At 44.4% G+C, this 24,779-nt stretch carries 25 protein-coding genes and 1 other RNA gene; 10 read left to right on the top strand and 16 right to left on the bottom strand.

Annotated features, from left to right (window positions below; all coding sequences use genetic code 11):
• Positions 1–42: 42 nt before the first annotated feature.
• The 3 genes from SPUTW3181_RS03780 to SPUTW3181_RS03770 all read right to left on the bottom strand — a co-directional run bounded on the left by SPUTW3181_RS03780 (position 43) and on the right by SPUTW3181_RS03770 (position 3,246).
• Complete coding sequence (locus tag SPUTW3181_RS03780) at positions 43–1,266, bottom strand: FAD-dependent 2-octaprenylphenol hydroxylase (RefSeq protein ID WP_011788110.1); 1,224 nt, start codon at positions 1,264–1,266, stop codon at positions 43–45.
• A 42-nt stretch (positions 1,267–1,308) separates the two neighbouring features.
• Entirely contained in the window at positions 1,309–2,547 is a 1,239-nt protein-coding gene (gene ubiH / locus SPUTW3181_RS03775; RefSeq protein WP_011788109.1) for a 2-octaprenyl-6-methoxyphenyl hydroxylase, read from the bottom strand.
• A gap of 123 nt (positions 2,548–2,670) precedes the next feature.
• Positions 2,671–3,246, bottom strand: a complete 576-nt coding sequence (locus tag SPUTW3181_RS03770; protein WP_014611321.1) for a UPF0149 family protein — start codon at positions 3,244–3,246, stop codon at positions 2,671–2,673.
• A 227-nt stretch (positions 3,247–3,473) separates the two neighbouring features.
• Between SPUTW3181_RS03770 and SPUTW3181_RS03765 the strand changes: the two genes are divergently transcribed.
• From SPUTW3181_RS03765 to SPUTW3181_RS03760, 3 genes are all read left to right on the top strand, one after another.
• Positions 3,474–3,776, top strand: a complete 303-nt coding sequence (locus tag SPUTW3181_RS03765; protein ID WP_011788107.1) for a cell division protein ZapA — start codon at positions 3,474–3,476, stop codon at positions 3,774–3,776.
• 115 nt (positions 3,777–3,891) lie between these two features.
• A non-coding RNA gene (gene ssrS, locus SPUTW3181_RS21475) (6S RNA) lies at positions 3,892–4,072 on the top strand.
• A gap of 9 nt (positions 4,073–4,081) precedes the next feature.
• Positions 4,082–4,741 carry a 5-formyltetrahydrofolate cyclo-ligase gene (locus SPUTW3181_RS03760; RefSeq protein WP_011788106.1) on the top strand — a complete coding sequence of 220 codons (660 nt, stop codon included), beginning with the start codon at positions 4,082–4,084 and terminating at the stop codon, positions 4,739–4,741.
• Between the two features lie 59 nt (positions 4,742–4,800).
• On the opposite strand, the gene folM is transcribed toward SPUTW3181_RS03760, so the two are convergent.
• Positions 4,801–5,520 (bottom strand): dihydromonapterin reductase, encoded by a 720-nt coding sequence (gene folM, locus SPUTW3181_RS03755; protein ID WP_011788105.1) that lies wholly within the window; start codon positions 5,518–5,520, stop codon positions 4,801–4,803.
• A gap of 267 nt (positions 5,521–5,787) precedes the next feature.
• On the opposite strand from folM, the gene SPUTW3181_RS03750 reads away from it, so the two are divergent.
• Positions 5,788–6,186 (top strand): thiol-disulfide oxidoreductase DCC family protein, encoded by a 399-nt coding sequence (locus SPUTW3181_RS03750; protein WP_011788104.1) that lies wholly within the window; start codon positions 5,788–5,790, stop codon positions 6,184–6,186.
• A gap of 91 nt (positions 6,187–6,277) precedes the next feature.
• Here the strand turns inward: SPUTW3181_RS03750 and mdh are convergent, their stop codons facing one another.
• A complete protein-coding gene (gene mdh / locus SPUTW3181_RS03745; protein ID WP_011788103.1) occupies positions 6,278–7,213 on the bottom strand; it encodes a malate dehydrogenase in 936 nt (311 codons plus the stop codon).
• A 283-nt stretch (positions 7,214–7,496) separates the two neighbouring features.
• Here mdh and argR point away from each other — a divergent pair, with 283 nt between their 5' ends.
• Positions 7,497–7,967 (top strand): transcriptional regulator ArgR, encoded by a 471-nt coding sequence (gene argR / locus SPUTW3181_RS03740; protein ID WP_011788102.1) that lies wholly within the window; start codon positions 7,497–7,499, stop codon positions 7,965–7,967.
• 131 nt (positions 7,968–8,098) lie between these two features.
• Here argR and SPUTW3181_RS03735 read toward each other — a convergent pair whose 3' ends face one another.
• On the bottom strand, positions 8,099–8,731 hold the full coding sequence (locus tag SPUTW3181_RS03735; RefSeq protein ID WP_011788101.1) for an NAD(P)-dependent oxidoreductase: 633 nt from the start codon (positions 8,729–8,731) through the stop codon (positions 8,099–8,101).
• Positions 8,732–8,837: 106 nt separating this feature from the next.
• On the opposite strand from SPUTW3181_RS03735, the gene SPUTW3181_RS03730 reads away from it, so the two are divergent.
• A complete protein-coding gene (locus tag SPUTW3181_RS03730; protein WP_011788100.1) occupies positions 8,838–9,746 on the top strand; it encodes a LysR family transcriptional regulator in 909 nt (302 codons plus the stop codon).
• A gap of 72 nt (positions 9,747–9,818) precedes the next feature.
• Here the strand turns inward: SPUTW3181_RS03730 and SPUTW3181_RS03725 are convergent, their stop codons facing one another.
• From SPUTW3181_RS03725 to SPUTW3181_RS03705, 5 genes are all read right to left on the bottom strand, one after another.
• A complete protein-coding gene (locus tag SPUTW3181_RS03725; RefSeq protein ID WP_011788099.1) occupies positions 9,819–10,754 on the bottom strand; it encodes a Dyp-type peroxidase in 936 nt (311 codons plus the stop codon).
• A 246-nt stretch (positions 10,755–11,000) separates the two neighbouring features.
• Positions 11,001–12,713, bottom strand: a complete 1,713-nt coding sequence (gene ggt / locus SPUTW3181_RS03720; protein WP_011788098.1) for a gamma-glutamyltransferase — start codon at positions 12,711–12,713, stop codon at positions 11,001–11,003.
• Positions 12,714–12,888: 175 nt separating this feature from the next.
• On the bottom strand, positions 12,889–13,938 hold the full coding sequence (locus tag SPUTW3181_RS03715; protein WP_011788097.1) for an ABC transporter ATP-binding protein: 1,050 nt from the start codon (positions 13,936–13,938) through the stop codon (positions 12,889–12,891).
• Positions 13,935–15,569, bottom strand: coding sequence for an ABC transporter permease (locus SPUTW3181_RS03710; RefSeq protein WP_011788096.1), 1,635 nt, complete (start codon positions 15,567–15,569; stop codon positions 13,935–13,937). Before SPUTW3181_RS03710 ends, SPUTW3181_RS03715 begins: the two co-directional genes overlap by 4 nt.
• 77 nt (positions 15,570–15,646) lie before the next feature.
• Positions 15,647–16,654: a Fe(3+) ABC transporter substrate-binding protein gene (locus SPUTW3181_RS03705; RefSeq protein WP_011788095.1), complete on the bottom strand. Its 1,008-nt coding sequence runs from the start codon at positions 16,652–16,654 to the stop codon at positions 15,647–15,649.
• A 215-nt stretch (positions 16,655–16,869) separates the two neighbouring features.
• Between SPUTW3181_RS03705 and SPUTW3181_RS03700 the strand changes: the two genes are divergently transcribed.
• Positions 16,870–17,286 (top strand): hypothetical protein, encoded by a 417-nt coding sequence (locus tag SPUTW3181_RS03700; protein WP_011788094.1) that lies wholly within the window; start codon positions 16,870–16,872, stop codon positions 17,284–17,286.
• Between the two features lie 11 nt (positions 17,287–17,297).
• Here the strand turns inward: SPUTW3181_RS03700 and SPUTW3181_RS03695 are convergent, their stop codons facing one another.
• The 3 genes from SPUTW3181_RS03695 to SPUTW3181_RS03685 all read right to left on the bottom strand — a co-directional run bounded on the left by SPUTW3181_RS03695 (position 17,298) and on the right by SPUTW3181_RS03685 (position 19,518).
• Positions 17,298–17,894 carry a glutathione S-transferase N-terminal domain-containing protein gene (locus SPUTW3181_RS03695; protein WP_011788093.1) on the bottom strand — a complete coding sequence of 199 codons (597 nt, stop codon included), beginning with the start codon at positions 17,892–17,894 and terminating at the stop codon, positions 17,298–17,300.
• Positions 17,895–17,993: 99 nt separating this feature from the next.
• The gene (locus SPUTW3181_RS03690; RefSeq protein WP_011788092.1) at positions 17,994–18,743 is read right to left on the bottom strand and encodes a ferredoxin--NADP reductase; all 750 of its coding nucleotides are present in this window, start codon (positions 18,741–18,743) and stop codon (positions 17,994–17,996) included.
• Between the two features lie 169 nt (positions 18,744–18,912).
• Positions 18,913–19,518, bottom strand: coding sequence for a DUF5610 domain-containing protein (locus tag SPUTW3181_RS03685; RefSeq protein WP_011788091.1), 606 nt, complete (start codon positions 19,516–19,518; stop codon positions 18,913–18,915).
• A 194-nt stretch (positions 19,519–19,712) separates the two neighbouring features.
• Here SPUTW3181_RS03685 and SPUTW3181_RS03680 point away from each other — a divergent pair, with 194 nt between their 5' ends.
• The 3 genes from SPUTW3181_RS03680 (at position 19,713) to SPUTW3181_RS22060 (ending at position 22,179) form a co-directional block, all read left to right on the top strand.
• Positions 19,713–20,318 carry a histidine phosphatase family protein gene (locus SPUTW3181_RS03680; RefSeq protein WP_011788090.1) on the top strand — a complete coding sequence of 202 codons (606 nt, stop codon included), beginning with the start codon at positions 19,713–19,715 and terminating at the stop codon, positions 20,316–20,318.
• An 11-nt stretch (positions 20,319–20,329) separates the two neighbouring features.
• The gene (locus SPUTW3181_RS03675) at positions 20,330–21,820 is read left to right on the top strand and encodes an FMN-binding glutamate synthase family protein (protein WP_011788089.1); all 1,491 of its coding nucleotides are present in this window, start codon (positions 20,330–20,332) and stop codon (positions 21,818–21,820) included.
• Between the two features lie 149 nt (positions 21,821–21,969).
• Entirely contained in the window at positions 21,970–22,179 is a 210-nt protein-coding gene (locus SPUTW3181_RS22060) for a hypothetical protein (RefSeq protein ID WP_011788088.1), read from the top strand.
• 43 nt (positions 22,180–22,222) lie between these two features.
• Here the strand turns inward: SPUTW3181_RS22060 and SPUTW3181_RS03665 are convergent, their stop codons facing one another.
• Positions 22,223–22,480, bottom strand: coding sequence for a hypothetical protein (locus SPUTW3181_RS03665; protein WP_011788087.1), 258 nt, complete (start codon positions 22,478–22,480; stop codon positions 22,223–22,225).
• Positions 22,481–22,559: 79 nt separating this feature from the next.
• Entirely contained in the window at positions 22,560–24,356 is a 1,797-nt protein-coding gene (locus SPUTW3181_RS03660; protein WP_011788086.1) for an ABCB family ABC transporter ATP-binding protein/permease, read from the bottom strand.
• Positions 24,357–24,779 lie beyond the last annotated feature (423 nt).

Here is a 24,779-nt window from a genome sequence, read left to right as displayed (position 1 = left end):
CTGATATTGTCAGCAATTCTGATCACATTAGCGCAACCGAGGCTAACGACATAACTTAGGCAGCGACGACTTATTGCCCATGGCCTGTTGCATGAACACTGTTTTCAGCCCAGAGACATTATCAACGAGATTTAATCCCAAATCGCGAATGGCCTTTTTGACCGGATTTGAACCTTCGAATAGGCGTTTAAAGCCTTCCATCGCCGCAATCATCTCCATCGCATCGGCCTTGCGCCAACGCTCTAACGCACGCAAGTGTGCATAGTCCCCAATATCCTTACCTGCTGTATGTAGCTCACTGACCACTTCGATAATACTGGCCGCATCTAAAAAGCCGAGGTTAATCCCTTGGCCAGCCAGCGGATGAATCGTATGAGCCGCATCGCCTGCTAATAACAGGCGGTGACGGGCAAAATGGCGGGCGTAGCGCATTCGCAATGGGAAGGCTTGGCGCTCACTTTCAAGCTTGCAAATCCCGAGGCGGCCATCGAAGGCGGCGGTTAAGCTACGCTCAAATTGCACTTTGTCCATCGCCAGTAATTCAGTGGCGCGCTCGGGCGGTACCGACCAGACGATGGAGCAGAGATTGTCTTCATACAAAGGTAAAAATGCCAAAGGGCCGTCCTGTAAAAACACTTGGCGGGCGGTGGCAAGGTGCGGTAATTCCGTACGGATAGTTGCAACAATCGCGTGATGACCATAATCCCAAAACGTCAATGGGATCTTGCACTGCTCACGTACCCAAGAATTGGCGCCATCGGCGGCGATCACCAAGGCTGCACTAACACTTTCGATTTCAGAATCGGCGCTATCGGCTAAGGTCAACCAAGCCTCACGATCACCAAAGGCAATGCGCTCGAGGCGGTGGTTTTGGATATGGGTAATATTGTCAAACTCACTGGCACGTTTGGCGAGGGCAAAGCTAATGGCGTCGTTTTCGATAATCGCGCCGAGGCTAGGCTCACTGATACTACTGGCATCGAAGGCAATTTTGCCAAAACCGTCTTTATCCCACACCGCCATTTTTTGATAAGGCGTGGCACGGTTTGTATCTAAGTATGTCCACGCACCTAAGTGTTCCAATAAGCGTTGACTCACCTTATTGATGGCACTCACCCGCAAACGCGGTTCGCCGACAACGGCCTGCGTATGGCCCGCATCGATAACGACGACATTTAAATCGGCCTGCGCCAATCCAATCGCGGTGGCGAGTCCCACCATGCCGCCACCCACAATGGCAATGTCATAGGCTTGTGAACTTAACATGGGTACATCCTTTTCGCGTTGCGATACCAGTAAATTGCTGTGTTATTTCCAACCCATCGCTTTTTGAGCGACGGGGGTTTTGAGTGGCGGAAACCAAGACAAGAGCCGTAATCCTAAATTACGCCCAAGGGCCAAGGGCCAGTATTGGTTGGAGAAGCCACGAACTAAAAATTCGATATTACGGATAGTGGTGTTTCTGTCGTCCTCGCGGGCATGAAGGTACGCATGGGTCACAGCGGCAGAGCCGATATCCTCCCCCTGTACTAGCGCCGATTTGACCACCTCAAGCAAGCTGACTACATCCCTTAGCCCTAAGTTAAAGCCTTGCCCTGCAATCGGATGCAGCGTCTGCGCCGCATTGCCGATAAACACACATCTATGGTGGATTGGCCTTGGCATATAAGACAAATTAAGCGGATACGCATGGCGCGCGCTAACATCGATAAACGTGCCCGCACGATAACCAAAGGCCTGTTGCAGCGCCGCTAAAAATTCGGCCTTAGGCACGGTTTGCATCTGCTTAGCCCGCGCATTATCGAGGGCCCATACGAGGGATAAACGCGGTTGGCCTTGGCTATCGCCCATAGGTAGCAGTGCTAAGGGACCTGTCTCGGTAAAACGCTCGTAGGCCCAATGTTTTTGAGGCCTATTGGTTGGCAAATCAGCGGTTTGAATATTGGCAATAATCGCAGTTTGCTCGAACGCCACTTGGGTAATGGGCAGATTAAAACTGCTGCGCACTTTAGATTGTAAACCATCGGCGGCGACCACAAGTTTGGCGTGAATGCGCTCGCCCGTATCAAGCACTAAGGTGTGGCCTTCGACTGCGGCTTCTACTTGGTCAAGCTTAGCGGGGCAGTAAAGTTTAACCTCGCTCTTATGTAACTCGTTAAACAGCACTTGGCCGACACGTTCAAGCTCGACTACTTGGCCTAGGGCATCTAAATGAAACTGTGCCGCATTTAACTCTGTCATACCAAAATGGCCGCGATCCGACACATGGATATTTTCAATCGCCGTGCCCAAATGGGCGAGCTTTTGCCATAAACCTAAGCGGGATAATTCAAAGACAGAACCATGGGCAATGGCAATAGAGCGGGCATCGAATCCGGGGTGTTGCTTATCGGGAAGGTGTGCCTCAACTAAGGCAACAGAAAGTGGGGCTGTTGTGTGGGAAAGGCGCGCGAGTGCCAACGCCAAGATTGCCCCCGCCATGGCACCGCCTACAATCGCGATGTCGACGTTTTGAACTGAAGTATCCATGTGATTCGTTACCGTCATGGGGATCTCATTCAAGCTATGGCATGATCCTAAAAAGTAGAACCATGTACTAAAAGGCTGAATCTGCAAATGTTGGGGAAGCGTATCAACCTTTTTACATCAAATTAGTTCACTCGTCAGGCATTAGTGAACAACAGCGGTGTCGTCATCCTCACCGTGCGGGATCTCTGGGCCGAATTCCGAATAACACATAATGGCGGCGATTCGCACAAACTCCAGCAACTCGATATAGGCAGTTTCAGACTCTTCATCATCAACGACATCAAATTCTACTTGGGCTATTTCGGCTAAATCCTTAATCACTTCACGCACTTCAACTGAGGCCTGATTAAGTTTTGGCTGAATAATAGCAATACCCGTTAAGAAACTTTGTGCCCAAAGGGATAGCGCCTCTACACGTTTACTGAGCGGTTCTTCCTCTTCGGGTAGTAAAGGAGTAAAACCAAATTCAAAGTCCACTAAACGCGCAACCGAATCTTGGAATAACTCACACACTAATTGATGTAACTGCGCAGGCAGTGGTTGACCATCGTTCATCAAGTCGAATAAGGGCTTAATCCACATATCGCCGGTTTGCTCTACGCCACCGCAGATTAAACCCACGAGGGCACCGTGAACTTCCACGGGATGCTGACCAATTTCAGCCGCATCTAAGGCTATTTTTAAGCTCTCGATGCGTAACGAAGGAGGGGTAGCCATATCAGATTCCAATAAGAATTTTCCAGCAGCAATGCTAGCAGAGATAAAGACTTGAACCAATACTGAATCCTGTTTATGCCAAAATCACCAGTAGATTTTTGGCAACTGCTCACACAAGCAGCAAACACAACGGTGAATACACAATCCATTTGCAGCTTACCTTGCACTTTTAAGATCAGCCCTATATAGTCCGGCCTATCGATGCCAATAAAAGGATCATCCGCAACATGAGTAATAGTGCAGTTGAAATCACCCTGCTTGGGCGCACCTACTCTATCGCTTGTCCTAAAGGGCAAGAGGATGCCTTGCGTATAGTGGCAACTGGGGTTGAGCAACAGCTTACCTCTCTGAAAAATCGCACTAATAGTTTAAGCCGTGAAGAAATTGCTATTATGGCGGCGCTGAATATTGGACACGAGTTGTTCCAAGAAAAGCAAAAAAATAAAGATTATATGAAACAAATGGATGACCGCATTAGTCTGTTGCAGTCAACCCTCGAGAATGCCTTAGTTGAGCGTTCAACTAAATAGATTTAAACTGTGCAACTTGGTTATTTAGCCACTCAATTTCAGACAAGAGTTGTACAGTGAATAGTTAAACTGACCTATACTCTTAGGGCAATGTTTAACGATTCGATACCGTTTTTGCTCCCTGGGGTGCAGGCCAACTGGTAATGTCCCTGTGCCGATAATTTTGATCTCAGGGTGAATGCTTTACTGACATTGAGCATGCTCGGCTCGTACCGAGAAGCCTTAGGAAGTAATCATTTACCCGCCTTGAACCTACGGTTCAAGGGCTACACCGGTAGCGGCATTCTGGGGAGCATCTTAATTCTATGTCTACATCAGCCAAACTTTCTTATTTCAGCGTCCAAAACAAAACGGCACACCTTGCCGATGATGCTGCAATCCATTTAAAAGCAAGCCGCAATCAGTTACGCAAAACTATCCGAGCAGCCCGTAATGCCCTGTCCGCAACAGAGCAAAACAAAGCAAGTCTCTGTGCCAGCCAGAAAATGCTCAATGAATTGCAGGCTAAAAAAGCACAGCATGTGGCCTTGTATTTAACTCACGATGGCGAACTTGCTACACCACCGTTGATCCATGCACTATGGCAATTGGGCATAAACACCTATCTCCCAAGGCTGCATCCCTTTAATGCCGGACAATTGTTATTCTTGCATTACACCGCAGATACCCTGATGCAACCCAATCAATTCGGCATCTTAGAACCTAAGTTAGATGTGCGCGCCATTATCCCCGTGACAGCGCTAGATGTGGTTATCACGCCCTTAGTGGCTTTTGATTTAATGGGAAATCGTATGGGCATGGGCGGCGGCTATTACGATAGGACGCTGGCAAACTGGCAGCTTAAAGGTAAACCTTTGCCTATGGGTTACGCCCATGATTGTCAGCAAGTTGCGAGTTTGCCCTGCGAGCATTGGGATGTACCTTTACCTATTATCATCACCCCAAGTCGTGTGCTGACGTTTTAAAAAAGAAAGTGCTAGGTAATTAGATTCTAGGGCCTAGGACCTAAAATCTAGATTCTTTTTTACCTTAAATGCCGACCACCATCGACATGATGGCTGCGCCCCGTGACATAGCGGCTATTTAGCAGATATTCCACTAAATCGATAATCTCTTCATTCCCCGCCTCTTTTGGCAGTAGTGCTTTAGCTAAGGTTTTTTGCTGATAGGCTTCATCATCGCCTTGATTAAATAGGATCATCGCTGGCGCAATCGAATTGACTTTCACTTCGGGGGCGAATTTAGCCGCAAAGGACAAAGTTAAATTATGTAGCGCCGCTTTACTGCCGGCATAAGCGATATGTTTAGCACTGCCCTTTTCGGCCACATAGTCGGTGATATGGATGATATCGCTGGCACCAATCTCCTCTTCTGCACCTGCTTGCAACTGCGATGCTAACGCCAAATTCAATTGATAAGGTACGCTTACGTGCACCTGCATCATCCGCTGTATCACTTCGCTGGCAGTATAGGTTTGACTGCTATCCGCCAACCAATCCGAGGCGTTATGGATAATGGCGCGGATCTTTGGATACTGGCTCAATTGATCAATTAAGCCTTGTACCTGAACATTGTCGTAAAAGTCACATTGGATTATAGTCGCGCCCAAAACCCGCAGCTTATCAATACTCGGATAATGGCTACGATAGGTGCCAATCACACTATGACCTTGGGCAAGAAGATGTTTGGCTAAGGCGTAACCTATGCGTTTACCCACGCCTGTGATGATGATGGGAGATGTCATACCTATCCTTTTGAGTCGTTATTTGTCAGGCTTTACCTTGTTCACTTAAAAATCAGCAATCAAGTTAAACTGATGAATAACCAAGATGTTACTGCACTCATTTGAATTTAACCTAACAAAAAGCCAAATGAGATGCTGATCTGTTCTACAATCGCTTCGATCTAAAACCCTTTATGCTGCGTATAGGGTAAAAGAAAACTGAGCCTTAAGTTCTCAAGCCGAGAACTTAGACCAAGTATTGTGATCACGTCATCAGAGGTAAACCCAATGGAACTGCGGATTTTTTACGATGGTAATTGTCCATTATGTAGCGCCGAAATGCGTCAACTGAAAGCACGCGATCCCAAGAACTTAATTACGCTAGAGGATTTAAATGCACCCGACTTTAGCGAGCGTTTCAGCCATATCGATAAAGACTTTGCTAATACCATACTCCATGGCGAAACCGCAACGGGCGAAGTGTTACTCGGGTTAGATGTCACTTGTAAAGCGTGGGCGCTCACAGGCACGCGCGCTTGGATCCAGCTATTACGTTTGCCTGTGATCAAACCCATTGCTGATTGGTGCTACCTCAGATTCGCAAAGCACAGATACCGCATCTCCTATTTACTGACGGGCAAAGCCCGCTGCGATGATAACTGCCAAATTCCCACTAAGCGCCGCTGATCGACTGAATTAGCTTGAGAAAGTGTAAAATGTAGGCATAAAAAAACGGAGCGCAATGGCTCCGTTATTCATTCGTCACAATCTAAAAAGATTATTTAACGAAATCAACGCCTAGTTTGATATCGCCTTTCAGCGTATCTAACATAGAATCACGGGCGTTAGCTTCAAATGCACTCACTTCACCGTAAGGCAGTACTTTTTCGATACCGTTTTTGCCTAATAGCACAGGTTGTGCGAAGAATTCAGCGTGTTCGCTGCCGCCATCAACGTAGGCACATTCAACGACATTCGCTTCGCCTTGCAGACCACGAACCAGAGACATACCGAAACGGCAAGCCGCTTGGCCCATAGACAGAGTCGCGCTTCCGCCACCTGCTTTAGCTTCAACCACTTCAGTACCCGCGTTTTGAATGCGTTTAGTTAAAGAAGCGACTTCTTCATCGGAGAAAGTCACGCCTTCAACTTGAGACAGTAATGGCAGAATGGTCACACCGCTGTGGCCGCCGATCACGTTGATTTTAACGTCAGCAACGTTTAAGCCTTTTAATTCAGCGATGAAAGTTTCAGAACGGATAACGTCCAGAGTGGTCACACCGAATAGACGGTTCTTATCGTAAACACCTGCTTTTTTCATCACTTCAGCAGCGATAGCAACTGTCGTATTCACAGGGTTAGTAATGATACCAACAAGTGCTTTTGGACAAGTCGCAGCCACTTTTTCAATCAGATTGCGAACAATGCCCGCGTTGATATTGAACAGATCTGAACGATCCATACCAGGCTTACGTGCAACACCTGCAGAAATGAGTACAACGTCAGCGCCCACGAGGGCAGGCGTTGGATCTTCACCAGCAAAACCTTTGATCTCAACCGCAGTTGGAATATGGCTCAAGTCAACCGCAACACCCGGAGTCACCGGTGCGATATCGTATAGAGACAGTTTAGAACCCGCAGGCAATTGAGTTTTTAACAGTAGGGCAAGAGCCTGGCCGATACCACCAGCAGCACCAAGTACAGCAACTTTCATAGTTATCTCCGTTATTTCTCGGATATGTGTGACATGGATCTAGTTTCCGTTGGCGTCACATTACTGGAATGTCACAACAATTTCAATTATCCCTTAGTCGTGGGAGAAAAGAATTACGGAATAAAGTAGAACAATCACTCTATTCTATGCATTAAAGTGCGAAACATAAGCATAACCCCACTTAACAAGTGAATTTTTATTCAACCAATCTGGTTATTTGTTGACAATTTTTCTAAAAATATTCAAAATGGGCCTGTTTTTTTGAATAACGAATAATAACATTATGCAAACGACCAAGAATCAGGATGACCTTGTTAGAATTTTTAAGTCGATTTTAAAAGAAGAGCGCTTTGGCTCTCAAAGTGAAATCGTCGCCGCCTTGCAAGCAGAAGGCTTTGGCAACATCAACCAATCAAAAGTATCGCGGATGCTCAGCAAGTTCGGTGCTGTGCGGACTCGTAACGCTAAGCAAGAAATGGTGTATTGCTTACCAGCCGAGTTAGGTGTCCCCACTGCGGGAAGCCCCTTAAAGAATTTGGTACTCGATGTTGACCACAACCAAGCTATGATAGTTGTACGTACCAGTCCGGGTGCTGCACAGTTAATTGCTCGTTTATTGGACTCAATCGGTAAACCTGAAGGGATTTTGGGGACGATTGCTGGTGATGACACTATCTTTATTTGTCCATCGAGTATCCAAGATATCGCCGATACCTTAGAAACGATCAAATCTTTATTCAATTATGCAGAATAAAAAAACAGGTCAGTTCGCTGACCTGTTTTATTTTACCTGTGCATTTTTAAGTACATAACGGTGCAGTTATATGTCTACTGTCCCTATTACGTTACACATTCCAGCACAGTATCTAACTCACCATCGTCATATCAATAAGCCACACTGATGCGTTGGTTTGGGTGAGTGCCCTTTTCAGCCTCATCTAGCATGGCTTTGGCGTAATCAGTGACCGAAATACGGCTTTGACCATTGGCATCGGTAAAAAAACTGTCGCCACCAACACGATAGGGGCCCTCACTCTCTCCTGGGTAAATCTCAGCGGCAGGGCTAACAAATGTCCAATTGACCGTTGTATTGGCTTCTCTAAACACCTTTAATGCTTCAACCGCCGCTAATGCTTCGCTCTTGTAAGCTTCGGGAAAATCAGGGGTTGATACTAAAGTTACACCCGGTGCGACTTCTAAACTCCCTGCACCACCCACCCATAATAAACGCGGCACTTTGGCCTTAGGCAATATTGCTAATAAATGAGTGGCTGTTCCCGCCACTATTTCGTGGTTTTGTGCGGCACGGCCACCGATCGCGGCGATCACGACATCCTGATTGGTAAAGCTATCAGCAACAAGTGGCTGATTTAAATCCACGGTACGCACTGCCGCATTCGTTGTTGGTAATTTACTTGGATCACGAACCAGTGCGGTGACTTCATGCCCTCGGCTTAGTGCTTCTTTTAAAATTGCACCACCAATCCAACCTGTTGCACCTAAAATTGCGATTTTCATTTTGTTACCTTATTCAGATGGTTTACATTGGATTCAGTTTACTTGGGATATTTCACGTGATAAATATCGATAAATGAGCAAGATTGTTTCAGATTGGGATACTAATATGGATAAGATTGCCGCAATACGCAGTTTTGTCGAGGTGGCAAACTGTGGAAGCTTTACTAAGGCCGCCCAACACCTCGACCTAAGTCGACTACAGGTTTCGCGTCATATTCAAGAAATTGAGCAATGGCTCAATTTACGCTTATTACACCGAACGACCCGTAGCGTAAGCCTAACGCTACAGGGGGAAGAGACCTTGCAGTATTGCCAGCGCTTGCTCAGTGAAGTTGCCGCAATGGAGAGCCGTGCACATAGTCATAATACTGAACTTGTTGGAAGCATCAGAATCGCAACCCCCATAGGGCTGGGGCAGCACAGTCTGTTTGATGTTGTCGATCGCTTTATCAAACTACACCCTAAGGTCAATATCCAACTGGCCATGTCAGACAGTTTTGCCCAATTGGTCGATGAACGGGTTGATGTGGCACTGCGATACACCGAACAGCCCGATGAGAATTTGATTGCGCGGCGTTTAATGATGATAGATGCAGTGGTTTGCGCTGCACCAACTTATCTTGCTAATACAAGCCCCTTAAACGAACCAATTGATTTACTAGCACATAATTGCCTTGTCCACACGGCGCAGCACAGTTGGCATTTTCTAAAAGAAAAACAAAGTGAAGTCATCAAAGTCACTGGTAACCTCAAAGCCAACGATATGGGGGTATTGGTTAGCGCAGCACTGAGGGGGCACGGCATTGTACGTCTCCCCTGTGACTTGGCCAATCAGTACCTTGCCAGTGGCCAACTTCAGGAAGTTTTACCCGACTTTACGACTCCAGGCCAAACTCTATGGGCCGTCTATTTATCCCGAAGTTATCAGCAGATGTTAGTCAGAGCGTTTATCGATTTCACCGCTCAGCAGTGGCAACTCGATATCAAGAAATGGACACCCGCCCATCTGATTTAAACACAAAAAACGCACTTAATGCTTGAGCATCAGTGCGTTTTATTCGTATTTGCTTAAATCGCGTGAGAAGGCTTATTCGTCAAACTGCAGCATAAAGTCTAATGCGGGCGCGAAGAAAGACGAGCCTGTCATCGCCTTAGTAAAGTGCATTAAGTGATCGTGGTTTCCCTCACCATCACCAAACATCATGCTATGCAGCATTTGTTCAAAATGATTCGGTGTACGACAGTTAGAAATAAACATTAAACCTTGCTGCTTGAGCGAGCCATAGGGCATGCTTTGACGCAGAATTTCCATGGACTGACCATCGTTATATTTAAGATTCACACGTTTGATATGACTCGTTAGCGGCTTGTCTTCCGATTCATATTCAATATTATCTTGCTTAGTACGCCCGATAATATCTTCTTGTTTTTTAACCGGTAATCGATTCCATTTACTCAGATTATGGGCATATTTTTGCACATGAATATAGCTGCCGCCCTTAAACTCAAGATCTTCATCTCCTACAAGTGCCACTTCCTGACGGTGACGACCTTTGGGATTTTCAGTACCGTCAACAAACCCTGTCAAATCGCGGCTATCCATAAATCTAAAACCGCGTTCTTCTTCGACTAATTCCACTAAATCTTCAAACATTTGACTAATTTCGTTGGCAACCAAATGCAAAATATCGTAACGGTCACAGCGAATATGCACGAATAAATCGTATTCGATTGCAGGCGCTTCACGGCTTCCAACTTGCATCGCAGGAAAAGGTTTGAGCATTGCTGGACGCGAATCTGGATATAGGCTATCCCAATAGTTAGCGCCAATAGCCACAAAGCCATTGAATGCACTATCGGAATACTGATCTGTCAGCTCATAAATATACTGCGCGACGTTGGCAATACAGGGACGTAATTGAGACTCAACATTATCATTCGCAGTAAACATCAAATAAATACTATGTAAGTTCCCCTCTGCACACACACCCAACTGTTCACGTGGCATATTTTGGATATCCATCTGGTTATGACCCTTTTTATAAATTCATTTTCGGCAATATTATCCGCAACTTTACCCAAAAATGACATTAAGTAACGCACAGTTTGCTCTGATCTGTTTATGATAATGCCAATAGCGGAGCATTATCCCCCAAGACCCTTAAACATAAAAATTGACGAGACCATTAAAGTCTCGCCAATCAGTTTAATCGAATCAATGAAGTCAGGTTCACTCAGTGTTGAGTTTACCTTAGCATTTATATTAGTGTTAATAGCCTGCGGCGTGACCATCCTTGCGACTCTCAGATGCCGCACGATATACACCCGTTTCGGCATTAAATCCAATGGCTTGATAGCCGCCAAAATCACCAAGACTATCACGCAACACATGGCCTTTCTTAATTAACTCACGGCGGGTTTCTACCGGGAAACCTGATTCCAGACTGACATAACCACCATCATGCATGACTTCACCCGTTGGCTCAGTGGAGCCAGAATGTAAAATTCTGGGAGCATCGCCCGCTTCTTGCAAGTTCATTTTAAAATCAATGAGATTGACTAATATTTGAGCATGCATTTGTGGCTGGGTTGCGCCGCCCATCACACCAAAACTCAGCCAAGGCTTCCCATCTTTAGTCACAAAAGCGGGAATAATGGTTTGGAATGGCCTCTTACCAGGGGCGTATGAATTAAAACGCCCCTCTGTTAAATCAAACATTTGCCCACGATCCTGCAATACAAAACCAAGATCTGGTGGTGTCATCCCAGAGCCCATACCACGGTAATTACTCTGAATGAGTGACACCATATTGCCATCTTTGTCGGCGGTAGTTAGATAAACCGTATCACCATGTTGTAATGCTGGATTTCCAGCATCAACGCTTTTAGCGGCTTTATTAGGATTGATTAACTTAGCGCGATCATAGTTATATTTCTGTGAGATAAGCTCTGTAACGGGGACTTTGTTAAAAGCCATATCTGCATAAAACTTCGCCCTGTCGGCAAAGGCGAGTTTTTTAGCCTCAACAAATAAATGTACGTATTCAGGACTATTAAAGCCCATAGCAGCAACATTAAAGGGCTCCATCGTTTTAAGGATTTGCAGCGCAGCAATACCCTGTCCATTGGGCGGCAATTCCCACACATCGTAACCTCGGTAATTGACCGAAACTGGATCAACCCATTCACTCGTATGACTCGCTAAATCATCATAACTTAAATAGCCACCTTGAGATTTCATATACTTATCTATACTTTTGGCGATATCCCCTTTATAAAAAGCATCGCGCCCATCCTTGGCAATTTTTTCATAAGTATTAGCAAGCGCAGGATTTTTAAAGATTTCCCCTACGGCTGGCATTTTGCCATTTGGCATATAGGTTTCTTTAAAACCGGGGAATTGAGCAAGCTTTTTACCGCTGCCCTCAAGGTAATAGGCAATCAACTCGGAGACAGGGAAACCTTCGCGGGCATAACGAATCGCTGGCGCTAAGTTATCGGCCATTGGTAACTTGCCGAACTTATCGTGCAGTTCGAACCATCCATCCACCGCGCCGGGAACGGATACGGGTAGCGGCCCCAAAGGAGGCAAGTAATCTAATCCGAGGGATTTTAGCTTCTCTAGCGTTAAGGATTTGGGGCTGCGACCAGAGGCATTAAGACCATAGAGACGTTTATCTTTCGCACTCCACACAATTGCAAATAAATCACCACCTACACCGGAACCTGTCGGTTCAACTAACCCTAGCATCGCATTGGCGGCAATAGCCGCATCAACAGCACTACCGCCTTGTTTAAGAATATCGATCGCAACCTGTGTCGCTAAGGGTTGGCTTGTCGCCGCCATCCCTTGGGTTGCATACACTTCAGAACGAGTTGCAAAAGCTTTACCTGTGATCCTATCCATGGCCATCACTCCTGAAGACAATATCGCAGTTGTTACAATAACGAGGGTACAAATTAAATTTATTTTTTTTAGCATAAATCCTCCGAAACCGGAGGTTTAAAGTAACAAGGATGGTTGAAAATATCATCATCCAATACTGCGTAGACCCAAGTTAAACGTAAGCAAAAATGTCTTACTTTCATTGGCTATGTGGTATCAGCATCCAATAAATACTCATTGCTTAAATTGGGTACCCACATTTTAAATATGCTTAAGATTCAAATAGCACTAATGAATGCGGTTCTGTCGTCAATCCTACTTTTTGGCCAATGGTAAGTTGCATCATTTGGCTACGAACCTCCACATAATAGGCATGGGAGGCTTCTTCAACCTTCACCCAATAATGGCAAAAAGTGCCTAAGAAACGTCGCTCCGTAATAGTGCCAACACCCTGCTCATCTGCTGATAATGTCAATTGCTGCGGTCTCAAGAAGATCTGTCCACGATACTCATTCGGAAATGGTAAAGGTGTAAGACTGGTTAAATGCCCTATTGGTGTTGTAACTCTGTGCCCATCGACTACTGAAGCAGGTAAATAATTGCCACTCCCCAAAAAGTCAGCCACATAACGGCTATTTGGCGTGGCATACACAGCCTCAGCACTGCCATATTGCACTATAACCCCTTGATTAAATATGGCTAAAGTATCAGCAAACACAAACGCCTCATCCTTACTGTGAGTAACAAATACCGCACTGACATTACGTTGTTTTAAGATGCTGCGAATTTCAGCCATCATCTCGTAGCGCACTTGAGCGTCGATATTGGAAAAGGGTTCATCAAGCAGCAATAACTGCGGCTCATAGGCCAGCGCACGAGCAATCGAAACTCGCTGCTGCTGACCACCCGATAATTCATGTGGATAGCGTTTTGCTAAACCATCAAGTTTAACAAGGCTTAACATATCATCTAAACGTGATTGACGCTGAGCCCCTGATAACTTAGGTACACCGAATAAGATATTTTCTGCTACGGTCAAATGCGGAAAAAGTGCATAGTCTTGGAAAATCATACCAATGCCACGTTGCTCACTAGGCACAAATGTCTTTTGACCACTCACGAGCTTGCCATTAATCAAAATCTCGCCTTGACTGATCGCCTGCAATCCAGCGACAGCCCTTAACAAAGTCGTTTTTCCACAGCCACTAGGCCCTAACAGTGCAAGAATTTCTCCTTGAGCAAGATCTAAACTTAAGCCTTTGAGCACTTTCTGGCCCTGATAATCACTATGAACTTGGTGAAGGGTGAGCGTACGAGTCATCCGCTGTGTTGCTCCAAAGAACGATTTAAATAAATGAGAGGCACTAAGCCCACGATGACAATCACAATAGCAGCTAGAGCGCCATGTTCCAGTTTTTCATCGGACACAAACTGAAAGACATGAGTTGCAAGATTTTCAAACCCAATCGGCCTTAGCAGCAAAGCGGCTGGCAGTTCCTTCATGCTTTCGATAAAAACCAACAACGCAGCGGCAAAAATCCCCTTTGAGAGCAAGGGTAAATGTACTCGACTGAGTAGTCTTATTGGACTCTGTCCCATTGTTAAACTCACCATATCTAATGATGGTGAGATGCGCTTGTAGCTACTTTCAATGCTCCCGATTGCGATGGCAATAAAGCGCACGCAAAAAGCAAAAACCAAAGCCACTACACTGCCCGTGAGTAGGAGTCCAGGACCTTTGACACCGATATACTCAGCCAGATCGTTAATTCCAAAATCGAGCAAAGTTAACGGCACTAATACTCCGATAGCTAACACAGTACCGGGCAAGGCATAGCCTGTTGATGCTAAACGTGAAGGTAATGTATCACTGCGCCTTGGGCTGATACGACGCACAAACATCAAGAACAAAGCTATCAAACAACAGAGTATGCTGGTGACTAACGCAAGACTAAGGCTATTAAGACTCAATTGCCAAAAACTTGAATCCCAACTTTTTTCAAAATAACCAATAGCATAGGTTACTAAAATCCCAAAAGGTAATAAGAACGATAGTAAGAGTACTGTTCCACAAAAAATGAGTGCATACACAGTTTGTTTAGTGGTAAGTCGATATAAATCAGTAGTCTGAATACGTGACTGTTTTTGAAATAGCTGCTGTTTACGGCGCGCAAATCGCTCGACTCCAATGAGCATAAAGATCACCAGTAAAATAATGGCTGACAATTTCGCCGCAGCAGTCAGATTACCGTAGCCGAGCCATGTATCGTATACCGCAGTAGTTAAAGTGGGCACAGCAAAATAGCTTACAGTCGCAAAATCTGCCGCGGTTTCCATCGCGACCAAAGCAACTCCCACGGCGATTGCGGGTCTTGCCATTGGCAAAGAGAGACGCCAAAAGCTCTGCCATGAAGAACAGCCCATAATACGAGAGGCATGGGCTAAGCTTAGGGACTGCTCCATAAAAGCGGTGCGCGCTAAAAGATAAATATAAGGAAAAAGTACGAGCGACAGCATACAAGCTGCACCGCCTAAGGAACGAATATCAGGAAAAAAGTATTCTTGAGATGAACGCCAATCAAAGAGTAAGCGCAGCCCTCGCTGAACAGGCCCTGCATAATCGAGTAAATCGGTATATACATAAGCAACAATATAGGCAGGCATAGCCAAAGGCAGTAACAGCGCCCACTGCAAATAACGCCTTCCAATAAATTCGCAGCGAGCCACCAACCAAGCGCAGGGTAAAGCGAGTAAAAGCGCACCCACACTCACCCAAAAAATCAGTAATAAGCTGTTGATGATATAAGTGGGTAACACAGTTGCCATTAAGTGGTCAAACACTGCCTCATCGGGCTGAAATGCTTGAAATATTAAGGCAAAAAGAGGCAATACGAGTAATGCTGCCACGGCATAACCAGCAAGCGACCAGCTTCTGGCTAATCCTAAAATCATGTCAATCCTTAAAAAGTCACAGCGCCAATAAATGGCGCTGGCTTTAATATTAATGCAATGCTTTTAATAACAAGCAACTACAAATCAAACTGTACTTCATCTAACAACTTCACCGCGGCTTGATGATATTCAGCAAGTTTGAAAATAGGCAGTTGATCAACCTTAAACTCTCCCCAAGAAGCCACAAGCGGCGATGGTGCTACATTGGCTTTGACTGGATACTCCATGTTTACATCAGCATAGGCTTTTTGCGCGATATCGGCCGATAAAAACTCCATTAATTTAATCGCGTTTTCTTTATTAGGCGCATGGCGTGTTAATACCATACCTGAAACATTCACATGGGCGCCGCGATTGGCTTGGTTTGGAAAATTAATCACGACAGCTTCCGCTACAGTTTTTTGCTCAGGATCCTGCAACATATTGCCATAGTAATAGCTATTGCCTATCGCAACATCACACAATCCCTCTTTAACAGCGGCAATTTGGCCTCTATCGTTACCCTGTGGCTTACGTGCTAAATTAGTTTTCACACCTTGCAGCCAAGTTTTTGCTTCAGCCTCACCATGATGCGCAATCATTGATGCCACTAACGCAATGTTATATGGATGTTTACCGCTTCGAGTACAAATTTTTCCTTTGTACTTGGGGTCGGCAAGATCCTCATAGGTTAATTGCTGCGAACCAGCACGATCCTTTGCTGTGTATAGGTTTCTGACTCGCATAGTCAAAGCATACCATTGACCATCAGGATCACGATATTGTGCGGGGATATTGCTTTCGAGTGTGGGCGTTTTAACGGGAGAAGTGAGATCTTTTTCGACTAATTCAACTAGGCGAGAAAAATCAGAGGTCAATACTAAATCAGCAGGAGATAAGCGGCCTTCACGGGCAATGCGCTCTGCAATACCATCTTTCGCAAATACGACATTCACGCCAATGCCAGTTTCCTCAGTAAAACGCGCAAGGATTGGCTCCACTAAAAATGCTTGGCGATAAGAGTAAACCGTTAGTTTTTCATCCGCAAACGCTGATTGCCCAACGGAAATTAACCCAACTAACGCAGCATAAGTTACCAATTTCATTATCTATTTCTCCCCAATATTGTGATATCACTCGCCAGTATTTTTATGCATTTTAATGATAATAGTTATCACTTATTTCAGAGTAATAGATAGTCAACCACAGAGCAATAGCAAGTTTAACTTTTTGTTTTTAATAGATTTAACCTTAAAACTGGCGATTATCTCAAATCAAACTAAACTGAACCTTAATTTGTCAAAATCCATGGGGAACAAATATGTTGACCATACTCCTGCTAGTCGTAGCAACACTGATGTTATTTGGATTAAGCACACTCAAGAGCCGTAAAAAACAGCGAAAATACCGCAGTAAAACGACATCTTATACGGCAGAAAAAGTACCTATAATCCAAGAGCACCGTTTTCATAGTGTTAGCATAGTAAGCAATGGTAGTGGTTGTGAAAAAGTGAATGCGCTATCAGGAAAACGTTTTTTATCCAAAGAAGCCCCTGAACTGCCGATGGAAGAATGCACCCAAGCAAGTTGTCAGTGTCGTTATCAACACCATCAAGATAGGCGTCAAGTTGGCCATGATCGTCGAGTGGATTACGGTGTCACTCGGGAGTTATACGGCGCTTTTGGTGAGCAAAATCGCCGTGACAATCCAAGGGGAAGGCGCGTAACTGATTGCTAAGCCTTTTCAAACTAGTGAGGACGAGTTTCAACGAATGCAGGTAAATCTCGCATGTCACTAAACCAAAGTGCCGTAGCGGGTGCAACTTTTCGCCAATCAAGCTCTGGATGTCTAAAGTCCATATAATCAAGTAGGCAAATTAAGGCTAACTGTGGCGCTTGCACTGTAGCTTGGGTGATTACACTTTGATGCTCCATCTGCATTAAACCGCGGAGCAACGCCTGTTCAAATCGCGATGTCCAAAAGACTGATCTCAAACCTTCATCTTCACGCATTTGCTCTTGACGTAATTTTACCGCGCTATCGATCAATCCTTTTATCATAGAGAACTGGCACTGCAATACCCAATGACTATTGGGCACACCAAACATATGTTGTTCGCCAAGTTCAGCATCCAAATAACGCATAATCACTTCGCTATCATACAGAGGTATACCATCATTCGTGATAAGACACGGGATTTGGCCTAGTGGATTGGCATCAAGCAACTCAGCGGTATTCTCAAAGGGGTTTACAGTAACTTCTTCAATATCCTTAATATTTAAATAACGAATTAGCGTTCTAACGCAGCGGGCATAGGGGGATGCCTGAGAGCACAGCAACTTCATCAAAAATATCCTTCTCTTGTTGGAATCATCATTTACCTTAAAAAAACACTTTTAATACTAGTTAAATCAGTATGTTGAGGCCACTTGTAAATAGCGACATTACCAGTATTTTTCAACGGTAATTTGTCCAGGCGCACGGCGTAAATTCTTAGTAAGACCTTTATCAAGTAGAACAGACTGAGCACCGCTAATCATGCCAGGATTACCACAGATCATCACCTGAGAATCCTTCATACTCAAGGTTAACCCTACTTGATGCTCTATTTCTCCTGAAGCTAAACCTTCTGGAATGCGACATTGCAATGCACCATCCACAGCTTCGCGAGTCACGCATAAGCACAGAATAAATTGGTTTGGATACTGCTGTTCATAGCTGCGTAATTTGTCGAGATACGCTAAATCTTTTGCCTCTCTCACCCCGTACACAAGCACAATCTTTTCAAAACGCTGCCAAGGTTCCGCGGTATCCAACATCGAAAGAAATGGGCCAACCGCAGTTCCTGTCGCTAAAAACCATAAATGCTTTCCTTGACCCTCCCCCTTAGGAATTTCATCTAAGGTCATAAAACCCGTTGCTGTCGAGCTAATATCAATCTCATCGCCTATGGTTAAGTGTTGTAATTGAGGCGATAATTGTCCTTCTTCTACCGCGACCGCAAGTACTTCTGCATAGGGTTTATCGGGCGAGTTTACGAGCGAGTATGCTCTAGCGACACGTTTTTCGTCTTGTACTTGGCTAAGTTTAATAAACTGACCGGGAATAAATGGTGTCAGTGCTGCAGCAATGCGCAGTGAGAATAATTTATCATTCCAATCAATACGTTCAATAATTCTTCCTCTAATCCACATAAGCCATCCTCAAGTAAAATCTTGAACAGATCTCTAGCATATACCCAAGTTACCTCAAGATGCGAATTTCAGGAATAGGGAGATTTAAACAACACTATGATTCGCTGTTAATAAAAAACCCCTTTTAATAAAGGGGTTTAGGGTAAGTTAAATGCAAAAGCTATTGGCATTATGTGGCAGCAGTCTGACTGTTATCGTTTTTCTTATTAAAGCTATCTCTAAAAGCTTGTAAGCCCTCTTGTACCAGAGAATAAGTTTTATCAACGCCATCAGCAATATCGCCTTGCAGCACTTTAAGACCTGATAAAATCTCTCTTGCATCCTTAAAACCACTATCTATAGCGCCACCAATAATGGTCATAAAACTATCGAGCTGTTCATCGAAACTCATTCTTGAGTTCTGCTGCTGGTGGATACTAAAAAACTGCGTTGCAAAGCTAACAATGCGATCGGCCGTCGCCTCTGGCGAAGTGTCAACGCCATTGTCATAAGCCGTTTGAATGGCATTCTCACCCATGCTCGGTGCTAACTCTTTGTTTATCGCCTCGATTGCTGCGCGATAGAGTAAGACCATAGACTTATCACCAGCCTTGATATTCACATCCTGCTGTGCGGATAAAATGGCCTGATTCATCAGATTCTTACTTGTCTGTTGTGCCGTGAGCTTAGAGGGGGCTGCTGCCGCTTTAGATTCACTCGCCTCGTTATCTTTAGGGACATTTTTATGGGGCAAAGATGTGCTCTGCTGAGTCGGAGCGGATTTATTGATTTCCATGGTAGCTATCCATTCAATTCGGGTCGACCTAATTATCGACCAAAATTTGAACAACTTTAGTAATTTTTAAAATTACACTATTATCAAGCCGTAACGCTATGATAAAACCAATATAAATTGGTGGTTATTTTTAAAAGTACCTATTCACCAATCACTAAAATGCTTATCTAAATCGATAAAAAGGATGTAATGCAATGGCAGCATGTCATGACATCAATCAGTTTAATTTTCAAGTAGTAGTGAGTTTGACAAATCGTCGTTTCATCCCTTATCTGTCACCCATTAAGCTATTAACTGGTTTTTTGTTATTGCTCTGCTTTGCTGCGTCTTCCATAAATCAAGCCGTAGCAGATACAAGATTGATCGTCCTAGTAAGACATGCTGAAAAGATTAACCTGCAGATTGATGATCCCCAGTTATCTCCTCAAGGAGAAATGCGAGCCGTAGCCCTTATTACTGCCTTAAATCGTACACCACTATCTCAACTTATTGCCACGCAGTATCAACGCACGCAACAAACGCTGTCTCCCATGAGTAATGTACGTCATTTACCCGTAACTATAGTGCCTGCTCAAAAACCTATCGAAGAGCATATCCAACAAATCGTTGAACAAGTCTATGCGGTAAAGGGAAATTCATTAATTGTCGGGCACTCCAATACTATCCCGCTTATTATCAAGGCATTGGGTGGACCCGAGATCAGCGCCATCAATGAAGATGATTACAGCCAACTTTTTTTGCTTTCCATCGGTGATAGTCAAGCTGCAAGTCTAATTGCTACACGTTATGGACAAGAATAAAGGATCACAAAATGAGTGAACAACATTGGTTTATGTGGGGGCTAGATCTGTTTTCTGGATTATTTTTAATCCTAATAGGATTCGGTGTACTTGCCCTTTTCTACATGTATATCGTCGATAAGATGCAAACAAAACAAGCCATCAGACACAACTATCCCGTGATAGGCCGTTTTAGATACTTATTTGAAAAGCAAGGAGAATTTTTTAGACAATACTTCTTTGCCCAAGATAGAGAAGAACTGCCTTTTAACCGTGCTGAACGAAGCTGGGTATACCGCGCCGCGAAGAATGTGGACAGAACAATTGCCTTTGGTTCGACTCGCCCTTTGGATAATGCTGGCACAATTATGTTTATGAACACAGCCTTCCCTACCCAAGATGAAGATATCACGCCAATTTACCCTGTCACTATCGGCCCTCACTGCAGAGAACCATATACCACTCAAGCCATTTGCCATATTTCAGCGATGAGTTATGGTGCCCTCTCACGACCCGCAATTACCGCACTATCACACGGAGCTGCACTCGCGGGTTGTTGGTTAAACACCGGTGAAGGTGGTCTAAGTCCCTATCACCTCAAGGGTGGCTGTGATCTTGTTTTTCAAATCGGTACAGCAAAATATGGCGTACGTAATGAACATGGTCACTTAGACGATGCAAAACTCAAATCCATTGCCGCCCATCCAGAAGTTAAAATGTTTGAAATCAAAATGAGCCAAGGAGCAAAGCCTGGTAAAGGCGGCATACTGCCGGGCATAAAAGTCACCGAAGAAATTGCCCATATTCGCGGTATTCCTCAAGGATTGGATTCCATTAGCCCCAATGGTCATATCGAATTTAAATCCGTGGGCGATATTTTGGACATGATCGCCAGAGTGCGTGAGGTAACAGGTAAACCCACAGGAATTAAAGCCGTACTCGGTGATGTTCAATGGCTGGAAGACTTTTGTAATGAAATTGAGCGCCGAGGTGAAGATTCCGCCCCTGACTTTTTTACCTTAGACAGTGCTGACGGGGGAACTGGTGCAGCACCACAGTCTTTGATGGACTACGTAGGTTTACCGCTTAAAGAAAGTTTGCCGATATTAGTTGATATTTTGATCCAACGGGGTTTGCGGAAACGAGTAAAAATTATCGCATCCGGTAAATTGATCGTGCCATCAAAAGTCGCTTGGGCATTAGCACTAGGTGCCGATTTTATTGCCTCTGCTCGCGGTAATATGTTCGCCCTTGGATGCATTCAAGCTTTACAATGTAACAAAGATACCTGTCCAACAGGAATAACGACTCACAATAAAAAGCTACAACAAGGCCTAAACCCAAGGGATAAATCTACGCGTGTCGCCAACTATAACCGCAACCTACATCACGACCTAGGTTTGATTGCTCACTCCTGCGGCGTGAAAGAACCAAGGCAGCTTAAACCTTCCCACGTTAGGATAGTGCTAGACAGTGGTCTGTCTGTTTCCCTTGATAAATACTATTCCCACATGGATCAGTAAGAGAAGTCGCCAAAATTTCGTGCTTATACAACTTTCGACTACACTGGGTAAGTGGAGTATATTTGAATGCGTATCACAAAAGGGGTAAGATCCGTGAGGTATGGCATAATTAAAATGCTAAATCGGCATCACACAATTGAGGAAACACTTTGAAATCAAGCTTTGGAAGCCAACTGCCCGCCAGTAAAACTGTAAGCACGAGCTGTAAGAGCTGTAATCGCTTGACCGAAATCGAAGGCGAGCTTGTGTGTTTTCGTGAAGGGCAGATTATTAGACTCACCCTTATAGATGAATCGACAACTAAATTAAATTTGTTATGCGAAGGCTGGAAAGGGGGAAAACTGAAGGGAATGTTGTAAATCGTTTCCCTATCTTCCCCTGCAGTTGTATCAACAGCGATATCTAATGCATCCCTATTGATTCTCTATGAGAGATGTTCATATCTCGGATCACGCCGACGAGAGGTATTTCTTCATTCATTTTGGCCAGCGTAAGACGTCTTGTCGTGACTTTTAGCCCTGCACTGAGTTCTGCATGAATACGTTGTAGTGAATCATAATCCACACCACGTTTTTTTAAGGTCGCCATAATTGCAAACCAATCAGTGGCGACTTTCTCTTCTTTGCCTTCAATATTGACTCTAAGTGAAATATTCTCCATGCCACACCTCTACCGATTGATTGATGGCTCTTGAGTATAGAGATCTGAAGCTGAATAAAGACTGAACTGTATTGTGCAATTAAACATCCACTGGGGCTTGTGATTGCTCATTTTGTATTCGCCACAATTTCGCGTATAACCCTCCCATATCCAGCAAAGAAGCATGATTACCTTGTTCAACTATCTTACCTTGGTTCAATACAACAATTTGATCGGCATCCACAATTGTCGAAAGTCTATGGGCAACCACTAAGCTAGTATGCCCTTTAGCCACCTCACGTAGCGCCGATAAAATAGCCTGCTCAGAACGACTGTCCAGTGATGAGGTTGCCTCATCAAACACTAGCACCGGCGATCCCTTAAGAATGGCTCTGGCGATAGCGACTCGTTGCTTTTCTCCGCCAGATAGCTTTAAGCCGCGCTCACCCACTTTAGTATCCCAACCTTGGGAAAGTGAAGCGATAAACTGTTCTAAGTGTGCGAGTTTAATGGCATTTCGGACTTCATCATCACTCGCGCCAGGGCGACCATAACGAATATTCTCAACTAAGGAATCGTTAAAAAGTACAGTGTCCTGCGGTACAATCGCGATCGCACGCCGTAGTGCATCTTGAGTCAAATGACGAATATCTTGACCATCGATCTTAATCGCGCCTTGATCAACATCATAGAAACGAAAAAGGAGTTTAATCAGTGTCGATTTACCTGCTCCACTATCACCAACAACCGCAACTTTTTTACCCGCAGCGACCTTAAAACTCACATCCCGCAGAATAGGTCTATCATCATAGCTAAAGTTGACGTTCTCAAAAGAAAGCTCACCTTTTGATGGCTGAAAATCGAGGGCATTTGGTGAGTCGATGATCTTAGGATATTTATCAAGCAGGCTAAACATACGTTCAATATTAGCTAAGGCACCCCGGATTTCACGATAAACAAAACCGAGAAAATTTAATGGCATAAAGAGTTGCATCATAAACGCGTTAATTAATACAAAATCACCCAATGTCATTTCGCCATAGGTGACACGATAAGCCGCTAGCGCCATCATGGCCGTCATCGCTAATGCAATAATTAAAGCCTGCCCTCCATTTAGGGCAAAGAGCGATAAACGGTTTTTTCGCTTCGCCACTTCCCATTGGTCCAGAGCTTGATCATATCGCTCAGACTCATATTTCTCATTATTGAAGTACTTTACAGTTTCGTAGTTCAGTAAACTGTCTATAGCCCTTGTGTTGGATAGCGAATCAGCTTTCGCTGCATCACGCACATATTCGGTGCGCCATTCAGTCGCAATAACGGAAAAAAGGATATAAGCCAGTACAGAGAAAAAAGTAATTGATGCAAAGGCGACACCGTAATTAAAGAAGAAAATACCAATCACCATGGCAATTTCGAGTAAGGTTGGCACGATATTGAATACCATAAAGCGCATTAAAAAACTCACACCACTCGTGCCGCGCTCAATATCCCGTGATAAGCCCCCCGTTCTTCGCTCTAAGTGAAAATCTAAATCTAGCCGATGCAAATGATCAAATACCGCTAACCCCAAACGTCGGATAGCTCGTTCAGTGACTCGACCAAATAGCGTATCGCGTATTTCCCCAGTAATAACAGTCAATAAACGCACCGCACCGTAAGCAAGCACTAGGCCAACAGGAACACTTAATGCCTGTATTGTTTTATCGTCATCTAAAGTATCGACTAACTGTTTAAGGATAAATGGTAATGCGACACTGGCCAGTTTTGCGACGACAAGACAAGACATTGCCAAGGTAATACGACCTTTATATTCAAGCAAATAGGGCCAAAGTAACTTGAGGACATGCCAGTTTAGCTTATCTATTGGACCTTCAAAATATGATGTTGGACGCATATGACTTAACCTTAAATGAGTTAGGCCAATTGTAACAGCAGATATCAACATTGGGTGAAATCAAACCGACAAAGCTTGAACAAAATCAATCAGATTTATCTGACAGACAATCAGAATTGGGGCAGATAGACTCGTTAATCGTAATGTCATTCCTACGACTTATAAGAGACATACTATGTAAAAATTTATCAACAGCACCCATGAACACATTTAACTCACAAAGAATAAACTTATCGATATGCAACCCCCTAAAATAAGCGTTATTAGTGAGATTTATAGTGTTGATTATTTTTCAAAATTTACCCAAAATGCCATTGGGGTTGGTGATGAAAAGCCACAAAATTTGCTAATCTCAAGACGCTAGATAGAGCGGTATAAGCGCAACTGACTTATATCTGGCGGTAATATTAAGATAACTCAATT

This window comes from Shewanella sp. W3-18-1 (assembly GCF_000015185.1).
Lineage (GTDB): Bacteria > Pseudomonadota > Gammaproteobacteria > Enterobacterales > Shewanellaceae > Shewanella > Shewanella putrefaciens.
The sequence above is the reverse complement of the archived record's forward strand: the minus strand, read 5'-3'. Positions and strand labels throughout refer to the sequence as shown.

Coding starts and splice junctions, on each gene's coding strand:
- SPUTW3181_RS03780 (WP_011788110.1), bottom strand. CDS start 1,266: ATGTTAAGTTCACAAGCCTATGACATTGCCATTGTGGGTGGCGGCATG.
- ubiH (WP_011788109.1), bottom strand. CDS start 2,547: ATGACGGTAACGAATCACATGGATACTTCAGTTCAAAACGTCGACATC.
- SPUTW3181_RS03770 (WP_014611321.1), bottom strand. CDS start 3,246: ATGGCTACCCCTCCTTCGTTACGCATCGAGAGCTTAAAAATAGCCTTA.
- SPUTW3181_RS03765 (WP_011788107.1), top strand. CDS start 3,474: ATGAGTAATAGTGCAGTTGAAATCACCCTGCTTGGGCGCACCTACTCT.
- SPUTW3181_RS03760 (WP_011788106.1), top strand. CDS start 4,082: ATGTCTACATCAGCCAAACTTTCTTATTTCAGCGTCCAAAACAAAACG.
- folM (WP_011788105.1), bottom strand. CDS start 5,520: ATGACATCTCCCATCATCATCACAGGCGTGGGTAAACGCATAGGTTAC.
- SPUTW3181_RS03750 (WP_011788104.1), top strand. CDS start 5,788: ATGGAACTGCGGATTTTTTACGATGGTAATTGTCCATTATGTAGCGCC.
- mdh (WP_011788103.1), bottom strand. CDS start 7,213: ATGAAAGTTGCTGTACTTGGTGCTGCTGGTGGTATCGGCCAGGCTCTT.
- argR (WP_011788102.1), top strand. CDS start 7,497: ATGCAAACGACCAAGAATCAGGATGACCTTGTTAGAATTTTTAAGTCG.
- SPUTW3181_RS03735 (WP_011788101.1), bottom strand. CDS start 8,731: ATGAAAATCGCAATTTTAGGTGCAACAGGTTGGATTGGTGGTGCAATT.
- SPUTW3181_RS03730 (WP_011788100.1), top strand. CDS start 8,838: ATGGATAAGATTGCCGCAATACGCAGTTTTGTCGAGGTGGCAAACTGT.
- SPUTW3181_RS03725 (WP_011788099.1), bottom strand. CDS start 10,754: ATGGATATCCAAAATATGCCACGTGAACAGTTGGGTGTGTGTGCAGAG.
- ggt (WP_011788098.1), bottom strand. CDS start 12,713: ATGCTAAAAAAAATAAATTTAATTTGTACCCTCGTTATTGTAACAACT.
- SPUTW3181_RS03715 (WP_011788097.1), bottom strand. CDS start 13,938: ATGACTCGTACGCTCACCCTTCACCAAGTTCATAGTGATTATCAGGGC.
- SPUTW3181_RS03710 (WP_011788096.1), bottom strand. CDS start 15,569: ATGATTTTAGGATTAGCCAGAAGCTGGTCGCTTGCTGGTTATGCCGTG.
- SPUTW3181_RS03705 (WP_011788095.1), bottom strand. CDS start 16,654: ATGAAATTGGTAACTTATGCTGCGTTAGTTGGGTTAATTTCCGTTGGG.
- SPUTW3181_RS03700 (WP_011788094.1), top strand. CDS start 16,870: ATGTTGACCATACTCCTGCTAGTCGTAGCAACACTGATGTTATTTGGA.
- SPUTW3181_RS03695 (WP_011788093.1), bottom strand. CDS start 17,894: ATGAAGTTGCTGTGCTCTCAGGCATCCCCCTATGCCCGCTGCGTTAGA.
- SPUTW3181_RS03690 (WP_011788092.1), bottom strand. CDS start 18,743: ATGTGGATTAGAGGAAGAATTATTGAACGTATTGATTGGAATGATAAA.
- SPUTW3181_RS03685 (WP_011788091.1), bottom strand. CDS start 19,518: ATGGAAATCAATAAATCCGCTCCGACTCAGCAGAGCACATCTTTGCCC.
- SPUTW3181_RS03680 (WP_011788090.1), top strand. CDS start 19,713: ATGGCAGCATGTCATGACATCAATCAGTTTAATTTTCAAGTAGTAGTG.
- SPUTW3181_RS03675 (WP_011788089.1), top strand. CDS start 20,330: ATGAGTGAACAACATTGGTTTATGTGGGGGCTAGATCTGTTTTCTGGA.
- SPUTW3181_RS03665 (WP_011788087.1), bottom strand. CDS start 22,480: ATGGAGAATATTTCACTTAGAGTCAATATTGAAGGCAAAGAAGAGAAA.
- SPUTW3181_RS03660 (WP_011788086.1), bottom strand. CDS start 24,356: ATGCGTCCAACATCATATTTTGAAGGTCCAATAGATAAGCTAAACTGG.